At 42.4% G+C, this 12,090-nt stretch carries 12 protein-coding genes; 7 read left to right on the top strand and 5 right to left on the bottom strand.

Going from position 1 to position 12,090, the window contains the following annotated elements; all coding sequences use genetic code 11:
* Positions 1–360 precede the first annotated feature (360 nt).
* The gene (locus JKG61_RS10030; RefSeq protein ID WP_202102847.1) at positions 361–738 is read right to left on the bottom strand and encodes a hypothetical protein; all 378 of its coding nucleotides are present in this window, start codon (positions 736–738) and stop codon (positions 361–363) included.
* 245 nt (positions 739–983) lie between these two features.
* On the opposite strand from JKG61_RS10030, the gene JKG61_RS10035 reads away from it, so the two are divergent.
* The 6 genes from JKG61_RS10035 (at position 984) to JKG61_RS10060 (ending at position 5,043) form a co-directional block, all read left to right on the top strand.
* A complete protein-coding gene (locus tag JKG61_RS10035; RefSeq protein ID WP_202102848.1) occupies positions 984–2,006 on the top strand; it encodes a hypothetical protein in 1,023 nt (340 codons plus the stop codon).
* 57 nt (positions 2,007–2,063) lie between these two features.
* Positions 2,064–2,471 carry a hypothetical protein gene (locus JKG61_RS10040; protein WP_202102849.1) on the top strand — a complete coding sequence of 136 codons (408 nt, stop codon included), beginning with the start codon at positions 2,064–2,066 and terminating at the stop codon, positions 2,469–2,471.
* Between the two features lie 321 nt (positions 2,472–2,792).
* The gene (locus JKG61_RS10045) at positions 2,793–3,377 is read left to right on the top strand and encodes a hypothetical protein (RefSeq protein ID WP_202102850.1); all 585 of its coding nucleotides are present in this window, start codon (positions 2,793–2,795) and stop codon (positions 3,375–3,377) included.
* A gap of 78 nt (positions 3,378–3,455) precedes the next feature.
* Positions 3,456–3,857 carry a hypothetical protein gene (locus JKG61_RS10050; protein WP_202102851.1) on the top strand — a complete coding sequence of 134 codons (402 nt, stop codon included), beginning with the start codon at positions 3,456–3,458 and terminating at the stop codon, positions 3,855–3,857.
* Positions 3,776–4,597 carry a CHAP domain-containing protein gene (locus JKG61_RS10055; protein ID WP_237249440.1) on the top strand — a complete coding sequence of 274 codons (822 nt, stop codon included), beginning with the start codon at positions 3,776–3,778 and terminating at the stop codon, positions 4,595–4,597. The genes JKG61_RS10050 and JKG61_RS10055 overlap by 82 nt, the downstream gene beginning before the upstream one ends.
* A gap of 14 nt (positions 4,598–4,611) precedes the next feature.
* Positions 4,612–5,043: a hypothetical protein gene (locus JKG61_RS10060; RefSeq protein WP_202102852.1), complete on the top strand. Its 432-nt coding sequence runs from the start codon at positions 4,612–4,614 to the stop codon at positions 5,041–5,043.
* A gap of 82 nt (positions 5,044–5,125) precedes the next feature.
* On the opposite strand, the gene JKG61_RS10065 is transcribed toward JKG61_RS10060, so the two are convergent.
* Both JKG61_RS10065 and JKG61_RS10070 read right to left on the bottom strand, forming a co-directional pair.
* The gene (locus JKG61_RS10065) at positions 5,126–5,434 is read right to left on the bottom strand and encodes a hypothetical protein (protein ID WP_202102853.1); all 309 of its coding nucleotides are present in this window, start codon (positions 5,432–5,434) and stop codon (positions 5,126–5,128) included.
* A gap of 238 nt (positions 5,435–5,672) precedes the next feature.
* Positions 5,673–6,944: an ATP-binding protein gene (locus JKG61_RS10070; RefSeq protein ID WP_202102854.1), complete on the bottom strand. Its 1,272-nt coding sequence runs from the start codon at positions 6,942–6,944 to the stop codon at positions 5,673–5,675.
* 411 nt (positions 6,945–7,355) lie between these two features.
* Here JKG61_RS10070 and JKG61_RS10075 point away from each other — a divergent pair, with 411 nt between their 5' ends.
* Entirely contained in the window at positions 7,356–8,315 is a 960-nt protein-coding gene (locus JKG61_RS10075) for an Rpn family recombination-promoting nuclease/putative transposase (protein ID WP_237249441.1), read from the top strand.
* 220 nt (positions 8,316–8,535) lie between these two features.
* Here JKG61_RS10075 and JKG61_RS10080 read toward each other — a convergent pair whose 3' ends face one another.
* Positions 8,536–10,194: an ABC1 kinase family protein gene (locus tag JKG61_RS10080; protein WP_202102855.1), complete on the bottom strand. Its 1,659-nt coding sequence runs from the start codon at positions 10,192–10,194 to the stop codon at positions 8,536–8,538.
* Positions 10,195–10,333: 139 nt separating this feature from the next.
* Entirely contained in the window at positions 10,334–11,794 is a 1,461-nt protein-coding gene (rpoN, locus tag JKG61_RS10085) for an RNA polymerase factor sigma-54 (RefSeq protein ID WP_202102856.1), read from the bottom strand.
* Positions 11,795–12,090: the final 296 nt, after the last annotated feature.

A 12,090-nucleotide genomic window follows, 5' to 3' on the forward strand; every position in this document is an offset into this window, starting at 1 on the left:
ACTGCCAGTGTATATCGGGATGGTGGATGGATACGGGTAGGTACAGGGGCTCTCTAGCCTCGACCTCGATGCAATAGGGCAGGATGTACTTGCTCTTGTACCATTGTATACTGCACCAGCTGTCGTCAATGTACCAGCTCTTGCTCTCCCCATAGGCCATACGGTAGCTGCTGCCTCGTGGTAGTTCCCTGCTTTCGAGGGCCTGGGGATAGTAGCGCTGCGGCTGTATCAAAAGGCTTCGTATCATAAGCTTGAAAGGCTTCGGGTTATTCCATAGAGCATTGCTCATGTCTGCACAAAACCTGCGGCAACGCCCATGCTGCTAAGCGCTGCCACAGGTTTTACAGCAGATCGGCACACTTATCGATATGTGATCAGGATCTGTAACCCTTCATCTTTGCGCATGCTGTCTGAATCAAAGCTGTACGATTGTTGTGTTGAACTGAAGATATAGACATCTTTGTCTCGAAGCTTCTCGGTGTTACCGGTTTTGGCAAAAGCAATGGTTCGACCTGCGAGCAGTTCGCGGGCAATAAGTTCGGCCAGAGTCGCTTTGAACGTGGGGTCCATATCGGCAATCTGTGTGCGCTGGCTGGAGCTGAGCTCAAAGCGCTCGTCCATCCATTGGTCAAAATCAGTTTGCAATAGCAACATAGATCCGGCTAGGTCTGCTGGACTTTGAGCTAATTCATTGGCCTGTACGAAGGCACTTCCTGATGCATTTAATGGTTGTCTCATAGTTTTTAATTGTTTAAATGAATTACAAATAAAAACTTTGCCGGGAATTATAAAGAATGGAAGTTGCTGATTTTTAAGTATTTCACCAAATTGTTGAAAACTCACGCATTTCGTTACAAAGATTCGCATTTATCGATATTTAATCGATGGAATTTGACTTCTTATCTTTCATTTTTTATATTAGGTATTAATTTGTTTTCTAACACGAAACCTAATCTAATTATCCTGCCTAAACTTTAACTATTATGAGGGTCCTCAATTTTGTTCTTAAGTATGCCTTACGCATTGCGATTATTGCTTATCTGATTACAGCCAACTGGAGATTTCTGGAAATCTTCGCTTACCTGAATGCACCAAAATTTTGGCCGCTATACTGGGCGACTTGTACCTTGGTACTGATTTATATGGTGATCATCGAGGCGGTATATTGTGTGCTCATATTGAACCATAGTAAGACAATGGGCGGGATACGGCGCTCTACAAGAAAAGTGGTCTTTTTTGTAACGGGCATTACCATCGTTACAGCTATAAATCTAGTGTTCTTACAGTTCCTTTTGTCTTCTGCTGATCATACTTTTCTGACTGCGGAATATTTTAGGAGTGGATTTGTGTTTTTTCTACTGGTATTTATGGCATACGAAGCATGGGTGTGGTATTATCCAAAGACTACATTGGGTTTTTGGGTGATGGAGCGTTGGGTAGGAGGCGTAGTTCTGGGGATCGAGCAGAAAGCAGCATCCTATTCTTCAATATATGCGGAGAAGGAGGAGGCACTGATAGATGATGGTAGTGATATAGTCGTAACGCAGGAGGTGCGGCTTGAAACAGCCGAATGTGATGCACCCAGGCAGTCTTTCGTAGCAGAGATGTCTATAGTACTCATGGATATCTTACTGATTATTTCCCAACGGGATGGCGTATACATTTATTTGCGTTCGGGGCAGCGCTTCTTTACACAGGCCAAATTGGCGATGCTTTTTAATGACGAACAGCTGGCTTGGTTTGCCGAGTATAGAAAAGGTGCCAGGGTGAATTTGACGCACTTATCGGCAGCGCCGGATAGTGACTGTGTACTGCAACTGAGTGACCAATATATGCTTGTCCTAAGGGAAGTATGGAAAGAGTCAGCTCTCGGGCTGGATAGCTTCTTGACCGTAAGTCCAGTGTATATCGATAGAATAGAACAGCAGATCGAAAATAAAGAGCAGTTGGATAAGGCTGTATTGAGCGAAAGTATCGAGCTGAAATCCGTAATTGAAAACTATTAATTCCTGTGTCTAGAGCGATGGGCTCCGCATGCTGCAGATGCGAAACAAATCATCGACATGGAAACAAAAAATGAAAAACAAGAGACCATCCACCATTGCCAGTGTACCTGCATACCGAGTACAGGTGATAGAGGGAGTGCCTGTGCCAGTACTTGTCTGGCCCTGGCATTGCAGGGTATGGCTGCGCCGCTATACAATCGCTTTGACCAGTTACTGGATACAGCCGTGCGTATGTTGGAATTGTTGGAGGAGAAGATGGATCCACCTAGGGACTTAAATGAGGAGCTGTTGGATGCTTTAGATCTTAAACTTTTACTTAAGGTAGGAGATACTAAATTCGCCTCAATGAAAAAGCTGTTTAAAACCTATGAGGTAAATAAAAAGCCTTATTACCTAAAGCACGAAGTGATGGAGATCATCAAACATCATGAAGTGATTTCAAACTCCGAACACGAAACTTTATAACAAATAAGAAGCTGTTTCTGCCTTTTCGCGGAAGCAGCTTCTTGTCCGCTGCAGAGCAGTGCTTGAACTAAGGTTGAACTAGCCTATAACTAGCCTAAGACTAAGGTTGAACTAGGAAACAACTAAGCCTCAACTAAGAATGAACTAGCAACTCTTCATAATCATTCATAATCGTTCATTTTCCTTCATAATCATTCGCAGCCCCCTGCAAGCCATTGTTTTACGGAATATCCTGTAAATCTTTGTATCGTTATGCTTCACGGAAGGCGCCCCGTACAGCTTGACAACAAACAGAGTTTTTAACGTCAAATAAACAAAAAAATGGCAAAATCAAAAGACAACGTCGTGATGCAGGGCGCATCAGGAAGAATCGGAAGAAACCTCGTGTTTCGGCAAAGAGGCGATCAGACAATTATCGCGAAAACACCGCGCATACCCACGGATCGCGTTATGACGGCCAAGCAGGTTGCTGTACAGTATAAGTTTTATGATGCTACCCAGTACGCCAAGAGTGTCATGCTGGACGATGATCTGAAAGCAGAGTACAAGAGCAAGACCAACGTAAATCAGTCCGCTTACAATTTAGCATTCAGAGATTATTTTAAAGACCCAGAGCTCCGTCGCGTAGATGATAGAACGTACGAAGGGGAGGTGGGCAATAAAATCAGTTTTCTGGTCAAGGACGTGATGGTATTACGGTCACTATCGGTAGAGATACTGGATGATCAGGATGCAGTCATCGAATCGGGTGCGGCCGTGCTGAAAGATAAGTCGGATAGCGAATGGCTCTATACCGCTACAGTGCAGAACCCAGACTTTATGAACTGCAAGTATCGCGTCACTATGGTCGACCGACCGAATAAGGTGGTCACGGTGACGAGAGGCTTTGGTGAATCGCAGGGCTAAGCTTTGTAAGCAATAGAAGTCATCAGAGGATAGGGCCTTCGGGCCCTATCTAATTACTAATATCTAAATACTAAAAACATGACATCACTATCAAATAATATCCCTGCACCCTCACAAGGTTGGCAGGATAGAATAGTACAGTTTATGGAAAACGTAAAAAACTATTTATTAATAAATTTAATACTCATAACCTTACTTTTTACTTTAACAGGGAAGCTCCTGCAATTCCTCGATCCAGTGGCAGGCGTTCTCGATATCGGTATCCTTACAGTAGCCCTGTTCGGCCTATTGGTAGGTATCGCAGCAGTACTGTGTAGCCTATGGCTGCAGGAGCTGCTCTGGCAACCCTTTAAAGTATTTCGGAAAAATATTCAATCTCACTTTAATCGATTATCATCATGGCAACAATGTATTCTATATTTCTCGGTTTTCTTCTTAATGCTCTATGCAGTGGTAAAGGTGATGGGGATAGTGTTGTAGCTAGTGCTACTCGTACTCCTGTACAATCACTCAATTTATCGTCTTTGAAGCAGTTCCCCATTAGGGACGACCTTTTAGCATATGGAATCAAAGGCCGTAAAGCTACAAATAGCAATTCTGTACATTTTGCAATACATAAGGATTTACCTTCGGTGAGCTCGCAAGCTCGGTTCCAGTCTATGGGAAGGACACTAGGGCAGGAGACCTTGGAAACCACCTCTGTAGCTTTACGAAGCCGTGATAAACATAGGGTAAACAGTCTTGATCTTTGCGGCACTTTCTATCAAGAGAAAGTGCCTAGACATTCCGCCAATAAGGAAAAAAGAAACTTAATAATAACTATTGCTTCTGCAGAACTAGGAATCAAAGAAGCCACTGGCAACAACGATGGACCTCGTGTCGAGCAGTACCTCCGCTATACCAACCTTGGCCCAGGCTATGACTGGTGTGCCTCCTTTGTAAGCTGGGTATACGCGCAGGCCGGATTCAGTGCCCCACGTAACCCTTGGAGTCCCGCGCTATTTCCGAGGGCAAGAACCTATAAGGATACGGATGAGATACAGCAAGCTGACCTTTTCGGAATCTACAGCAGTGGATTAAAGCGTATCCATCACGTCGGGCTCATCAGGAGTAAGCAAGATCAATATATCTTGACCATCGAAGGCAACAGTAACAATCGCGTAGAATCACGGCGGAGGCATGTCAAGACAGTGTACAGCTATGCAGACTGGATAAAATAGAAAGGAGAGATATAATGAACTATAGATTTATATTATGGATACTATTGACTGCCGCCTTGACGGGGTGTAAGCTGAGGCGGGACACGAGTGCTGTAGCTTCATCGCAGAGACAGGCAAAGAGCCGTGTCGAAGATAGCACATCATGGTTTCAGCTGATAGGCCGGGACAGCACCTCACAGTATTGGAGCTTTACAAGTGATAGTGGCTTCTATTTCCATCCAGAGAATGGCTTGTGGGGACAGTCAGGCAGATTGTATTATATCGAACAAAAACGTTCGGAGACAAACCATATCAATTATCAAAACACTTATGACAGTATCGGGATGTCGCAACATAAGGAAGAAAGCGATAAGCGTAGCAGTCAAACGAGATCCCCATTAATGTATGGGCTCTGGTTACTGTTAATACCCTTGGTTTTGGTCGCTTATTTCTATTGGAAAAGATGACACCTGAAGCAAATTAATGCTTCTATTAGCCCCCGAAATAATCGGGGGCTGTATGTTTAGGATATTTCGTTTAATGTCTTCATTATTTCCTCCGTCCTCTTCTGCGATAAGCTGTATTGCCTTCCTTCAGAACATCGTCAATCGATGTAAAGGTGGGTTTGTCAGGGTCTAGCGCCACTATAATATCTTCTAGGCCACCAACGACTACAAGTATTTTCAGTAACGATTCGAGTGATATTATTCCTTTCTGTTCGAATTTACGTAATGTAGCCAACGGTACACCCGAGCGTTGTGACAATCCATCTTGAGTAAGCTCCATCACAAGCCGCCTATCACGTACATGATCTGCTATTTTTTTTTGCGCCTTTGACGTAGATATAAGTGATGGCATGATGTTATTTGTTGTTTGGTTTTCTATCTAATTAACACTATAGTAGTATAAACATGGGTTTACTTATTGGATTTTGCAATAGTGTGTATCAAGTTTGATCTGCATTGGTCAGTGACGGGGGAGGAAAGAGGGTTAGGGGGTACGGAGTTATGGAGTGAACGAGTTATCCAGTTAACAAATACTAATGGGGATATCTGGTTTTTGGAACGGCCCTCGAGATGATCGGGGGCTGTTTATTTCAACCGATTATATCTTTTAATTTCCAAACTAAGACGTGCTTAATTCCGTTGCGCGAAGGTAAAGCAATATCATCCAAGGACACCACAATTTTTTCATAATGATCATTAATCGCTTCTAAAGGGGCATACTCGCGTTCGATGGTCTGTTCATCTATAAGGATGTAAGTGCTTTGAACATAGATCAACCGATCGGCCTTCTTTGCTACAAAATCGACCTCTTTATTTCTCAGTGTTCCTACATAAATATCATAACCTGCTCGGCGCAATTCGAGATATACCAGATTCTCCAACTTATAACCAAGGCCATAACCAAAGCCAGGGTATAGGTAATTTTTAAAGCAGAGATCGTTAGCGTAATATTTACTAGCGCCAACGATAGTATCCTTTCCACGGATATCATATCGGTCTACCCGGTGAATTAAAAAAGTGTCTTCAATATAGCCAAGATAGGTAGAAAGAGTCTCATAGGTTGTCTTGCGTCCATTACTTTTAAAGTAGTTGACTATATTGTTTATGGAAACTAAATTCGAAGCATTATTGACCAGATAAACAAAGATATCCTCTAATAGCTTTGGATCTTTTATGGAATGCCGTTGAATAATGTCGCGTAGTAGAACAGTGTCTTTAATAGCCGATATATAGTTTCTTCTGGACTCTTCATTTGGAAGTTCAAATAACTCAGGTAGCGCACCAGTTTCCATGTAATCAAGATAACTTTGTTTTACCTGCTCTTTTTTCATCATGCCCGTATACTCACTGAAACTAAAGGGCAAAATCTCAAACTGTACATATCGACCCGAAAGTAATGTTGCTAGTTCGCCTGAAAGCATTTTAGAGTTTGAACCACTTATAAATAGTTCATAGGTTTCTGTGTAATCTTGCGATAACGAGTTGATCAAATGTTCCCACCCTTCAATATTCTGTATTTCATCAATGAAGATCCATATCTTTCCCTTCGGTTGCAATTTGCGTTTATACGTTGAAATTAAAGAGCTAAGATCTTTATAGGTTCTTAAGAAATCAAAATCGGTAAATTCTTTGTTTATGTAAAAAATATTTTCTGGGTGGGTGCCCTTAGTAATTAAATTGTTTGCTATTTGTCTCAATAGATAGCTTTTACCAGCACGACGTTGGCCCACTAGCACCTTTACTAATTTGGTACCGATATAATTTTCAATTTTATCTGTATACTCCTTACGGGGAAAACCCAACTGAGGAACATGACTATCCCAGAAATTGTACTTTGCTAATGCTGAAAAATATTCTTCCATACTCTAAAAATTTGATATAAATATACAAACTTTCTGCTGTACTTGAAAGTTTTTGCTGTCTATCTGTGTTTCAGAGGAGACAGAGTTAGAGGGGTAAAAGGAGGTTACAGGGTGTCGGATTTACGAATTATTCTATTAATAACTAAGATATTGACTGTTTTAAAGGTTTAAAAGAACTACATGTATGGTGATCGTAAAGGGGAAATAGGTTACGAAGTTATGAAGTTATGAAGTTATGGAGTGAACGAGTTATCCAGTTAACAAATGCTAATGGGGATATCTGGTTTTTGGAACGGCTCTCGGGATGATCGGGGGATTGTTTGTTTGTTTGTTTTGCTAAAATAATTAGTATTTACTGTTTTTTGTTGTTATATTAGCTTTTGATTTTTAACTACTTATAAATAATGAGTTATGATAGAATACTATGATTATGATGAAATTTTATTGGCTTTAGAGGAGCCAATGGAAGAGGAATTTTATGGAACGCGATCCAAGTTTATCAACCTGACTACCGACTTCAGCTTCAAGAGGATATTTGGGACTGAGGTCAACAAGGATTTACTGTTGTCTTTTCTGAATGGTGTCTTTGCGGGTCGCAAGGAAATCAAAGATCTGCATTACAACAAGAATGAGTATGTGGGGGACAGCGACAGCATGGGCGGGGTAGTCTTTGATTTGACCTGCATCGGGTCGAATGGAGAGCAGTTTGCCATTGAGGTGCAAAGGACTTCTCAGCTCAATCTGAAACGGCGAATGCTTTATTATGGCAGTAAGATCATTTCGGATCAGGCCCCTAAAGGACGTAGAAGGGAATGGGATTACAAGATTTCGGAGGTATACGTAATCGTTATATTGGATGGTTTTCCCATGCCCGGTGGGGATGGTCTGGATTACATACATGATATCTGCCTATGCCATAGAGATACAGGTCGCGTATTTTACGATGAGTATGGCTTTATTTATATTTCTTTGGTTAACTTTGTTAAACAAGAGGTTGAACTTCAGACTGATTTCGATTGTTGGCTTTACGTTTTGAAGAATATGTCCAAGATGGACAAATTACCATTGTATATGCGTAAGCCGATTTTTGAGAAGCTGTTTGATATCGCAGAATATAGTAATATGAACAAGGAGGACAGACAAATGTATGATGTTAGTTTAAAAAGAAAATGGGATGCGTATTCCATTGAGCAAACCCGGATTATCTTAGAGGAGCGTGCCAAGGAAAGGGGACTTCAACAAGGGCTTCAACAAGGGCGTGAACAGATGAAACTAGAGACCGCGAAAACAATGTTAGACAAAGGTTTTGATCTAGAGATGATCGCGGAACTACTCGACTTATCCGAAGCGGACATTGAGCGGTTCAGGTAACCGATTTCATAAAAGTATTCCGCTCAAGATACCTTATTCCTGTTTACTTCAGAAGCTCATCGCACCCGTAATATAACCTGTAAATAACCAAATCAGGGCTTCTGAATACTTGCTTTATTATTAGACTCTATTCTTTTTTTGAGGTTATACACATGACTCCTCCTTTGAAAAAAATGCTTTGAAATATCATCAATAGCTGTAAAGATGGGATTGTCATTGACTACCCGATGCGCATTTTGCGTATACCGGCCAGTGCAAAAAAGAGCAAACTAAATGCAAATAAGATCCAGCTTATCCAAGGGATACCTAATAAAGTGCTTTGTGGTACACCGGAGAGTAGGCAGCCACCTAGAAATAAGATGCCCGCGATGTAGAGGTATCTATTGATACTGCTGTCTTTGCGCTGTTGCTGCTGTAATGCCCCGAGCGCTTCGCTATCGATGCGGAACTTCAGTTCGCCCTGTTCTACTTTGTGCAGTAGGTCGATAAGAGACTTGGGGGCGGCCGATAATGTGCCCTGTAGCTGCTGTAGCAAGTGCAGCACATTCTCGATGATGTACGGCGGAGAAAGGCGCCGGGCCATGATCTTGGTAATATAGGGCTTGACCTTGTCGATGATATTGAGATCGGGCAGGAGGGACCGGCCGATACCTTCGAGTAATACGATACCCCGTACCAGTAGGTAAATGTGGTCGGGCATGAGGATATCATTTTGATTGAGTATTTTTGAAAACTTTGAAAAAACAGCTTTGACATCCAGCTCTTGAAGTGACTGCGCCGCAATCATATCAAACATGGCCTGTATATCGCGCTCGAGTATCTTTTCATTTTTGATGTGGATACGGAGAGACATGCGCTTGATGGTACGGATGAGATTATCGACGTCTTTATTGATAAAGTAAAGGATGAAGTTTTCGAGATGCTCTTTGTCCTTAGGGAGTAGACGTGCCATGGCGCCCAGATCGATAAAGGCGAGATGACCCGAAGGGGTAACGAGTATATTGCCCGGATGGGGGTCGGCATGAAAGAATCCGTGCTCGAGTACTTGGGTGAGGTAAAGGTCGAGACCGGTGTCTATAATATATTCTGGGTCAAGTTGATGTAGTTTGATGGATGCACTGTCGGTAATCCGGAATCCCTCAATCCTAGAAATGCACAGCAGGCTGTCGGTCGATAGCTCGGGATAGGCCTGCATACATTGGATGCGGGGCTCGTCCCTAAAATTGCGGGCAAACTGTTGGATGTTTTTGAGCTCATGCTGGAAAGAAAGCTCTTCCATAATATTCTTTTCAAAGGCTTCGAATATATCGGGAAGATTGATCTCCCGTACCAGCGGATAGTAGTCGATCAGCAGGCTGATGATGTCTTTGAGCAGAAGTAGGTCGGAGGTCACAATCTTACGGATACCTGTACGCTTTACTTTCAGTATCACAGGGGCGCCATTGCTTAAGCTGGCTTTATAGACCTGTGCGATAGAAGCGGAGGCAAACGGTTGCTCATCGATCTGCTCGAAAATCTCCGATAGATCGTCTACCTGTAGTTCGTTTTCGAGCCAGCTGCGGATATCGATATCTTCGGGCGAGACATTATCCTGTAGTTTCTTGAGCTCGAGGATAAGCCCCGGTGGAAGTAGATCTTCGCGCGTAGAGAGTGTCTGCCCAAATTTGACGTAGGTAGGCCCCAGCTCTTCGATGACTTTGCGTATGCGTTCGTAAAATAAGGGGGCTTGATCTCCTGTCGTATCTTCGGAAGAAGCTGTCGCTGATTCTTTATTGGTTATCTTGGATCTGAGGTCTTCAAAACCATGTTTGCCAAGGATGCTGATCAACTTGGCCGCTCGCATCAGTTTGTTCTTTTGCCTTGCTATCGGATTTTCCATACGCTATTATCTGTTGTTAAGCAACTACAAGATAGTGATTTTTTGGAACTCAGGTGTTAAGGCGGTGTTAAAGCTAGGCCTCTAGGGGCGTGCATTTTTTTTCCTTGGAAAGAAAATGCACGCACGATGGCCATCGAAACTATAGTTCTTTACGCAGGCGGGCTACCGGAATATTCATTGCTTCACGGTATTTGGCTACCGTACGCCGGGCAATGCTATAACCTTTTTCTTTGAGAATCTCGGTCAGCTTTTCGTCGGCCAGCGGTTTGCGCTTGTCCTCATTGGAAATACACTCTTCCAATATTTTCTTTACTTCTTTATTGGAAACCTCTTCACCGGAATCGGTCTGTATGGCTTCGGAGAAAAATGATTTTAAAAGGAATGTGCCAAATTCGGTCTGTACGTATTTGGAATTGGCAACACGCGATACGGTCGAAATATCCATATCGATCTCTTCGGCAATATCTTTGAGGATCATCGGTTTCAGCATACGGTCATCTCCAGTGAGGAAGTAATCGTACTGAAACTCCATGATGGCATTCATGGTTTTGAGTAAGGTCTGTTGCCGTTGTTTGATAGCGTCAATAAACCACTTGGCAGAGTCGAGCTTCTGCTTGACAAACTGCACGGCCTCTTTCATTTTCTTGTCCGCTTTCTCTGCCTTTTCGTAGTGCTCGAACATATCCTGATACGAACGAGACACCCTCAGTTCGGGCGCATTACGTCCATTAAGGGTAAGATGTAGCACGCCGTCATCATTACTGATATGAAAGTCGGGAATAATCTGTAACTGTTTGCCTGCGGCAGCTGCAGAGTCTCCGGGTTTGGGATTTAATTTTAAAATTTCATTGACGATTTCTTTCAGCTCTTCGGAGCTGACATTGAGCTGCCGCTCAATCTTATCATAATGCTTTTTGGTAAACTCGTCGAGAAAGTCTTCTACAACGCGGATCGCCTGTTGTACGGTAGGATTATGTGCATCTTTTTTCCGTAACTGAATCAGGAGGCACTCCTGTAGATCACGGGCGCCGATACCTGCAGGCTCAAACGCCTGGATGATATGAAGCATATCTTCTACTTCTTGTTCTTCGGCCATGACATTCTGCGAGAAGGCCATATCGTCTATCAGTGAAAGTATGGGGCGTCTTAAGTAACCATCGTCATCGAGGCTGCCTATGAGCTGGGTGCCAATAAGATATTGCTTATCATTAAGTGCCAGAAGGTCAAGCTGACTCTGTAATCTTTCGAAAAAAGAATCCTGTATAGCGATTGGTATCTCGCGCTGCTCGTCTTCATCATCATTGGCGTAATTGCTGCCGTATTCTTTATATTCGTCCTCCTGGATGTAGTCTTCTACACTGAATTCTTCATCAAAGGAGTCATCATTATTGTCATAATCATCAGGATCCTTATCGGGGTACTCCTCGACAGGGTCATTCATGTTGGTCAGACTGCCATCTTCTAAGGCGGGATTTTCTTCCAGCTCTTCCTTGATACGGGTGTCTAATGAGGCTGTAGGCACCTGCAGAAGCTTGATAAACTGTATCTGCTGCGGAGAGAGTTTCTGTAATAATTTTTGCTGTAAAGTCTGTTTTAACATGTCTAAGTTAATTACAATGGTAAAAATAGTGATTTATACCGACATTAGGAGCTGTTTCTTTATTAAAGCGTAGAAGAACAAATAAAATGGAAGGAAAATCTAATAGTTAAAATAACCTGTTTCAACCTATTATTACAGTTTGTTAAAATTAGTTAATTTTATTCCTGCCCCGTTCTTTTTGTTTTCTAAAATACAAGATTTTAAAACATTTTATCCATATTTACCGCATGTTTAGACGTGTTAAAAATAGATTATTGCGATATGTACTGATTGTAATTTACAGTATAATATTGTTT

The organism is Sphingobacterium faecale, assembly GCF_016746095.1.
Lineage (GTDB): Bacteria > Bacteroidota > Bacteroidia > Sphingobacteriales > Sphingobacteriaceae > Sphingobacterium > Sphingobacterium faecale.

Bases quoted from the DNA above. Each gene is read 5' to 3' on its own strand.
- JKG61_RS10065 (WP_202102853.1), bottom strand. From the start codon at position 5,434: ATGCCATCACTTATATCTACGTCAAAGGCGCAAAAAAAAATAGCAGAT.
- rpoN (WP_202102856.1), bottom strand. From the start codon at position 11,794: ATGTTAAAACAGACTTTACAGCAAAAATTATTACAGAAACTCTCTCCG.
- JKG61_RS10080 (WP_202102855.1), bottom strand. From the start codon at position 10,194: ATGGAAAATCCGATAGCAAGGCAAAAGAACAAACTGATGCGAGCGGCC.
- JKG61_RS10030 (WP_202102847.1), bottom strand. From the start codon at position 738: ATGAGACAACCATTAAATGCATCAGGAAGTGCCTTCGTACAGGCCAAT.
- JKG61_RS10070 (WP_202102854.1), bottom strand. From the start codon at position 6,944: ATGGAAGAATATTTTTCAGCATTAGCAAAGTACAATTTCTGGGATAGT.
- JKG61_RS10050 (WP_202102851.1), top strand. From the start codon at position 3,456: ATGACATCACTATCAAATAATATCCCTGCACCCTCACAAGGTTGGCAG.
- JKG61_RS10060 (WP_202102852.1), top strand. From the start codon at position 4,612: ATGAACTATAGATTTATATTATGGATACTATTGACTGCCGCCTTGACG.
- JKG61_RS10035 (WP_202102848.1), top strand. From the start codon at position 984: ATGAGGGTCCTCAATTTTGTTCTTAAGTATGCCTTACGCATTGCGATT.
- JKG61_RS10040 (WP_202102849.1), top strand. From the start codon at position 2,064: ATGGAAACAAAAAATGAAAAACAAGAGACCATCCACCATTGCCAGTGT.
- JKG61_RS10045 (WP_202102850.1), top strand. From the start codon at position 2,793: ATGGCAAAATCAAAAGACAACGTCGTGATGCAGGGCGCATCAGGAAGA.
- JKG61_RS10055 (WP_237249440.1), top strand. From the start codon at position 3,776: ATGGCAACAATGTATTCTATATTTCTCGGTTTTCTTCTTAATGCTCTA.
- JKG61_RS10075 (WP_237249441.1), top strand. From the start codon at position 7,356: ATGATAGAATACTATGATTATGATGAAATTTTATTGGCTTTAGAGGAG.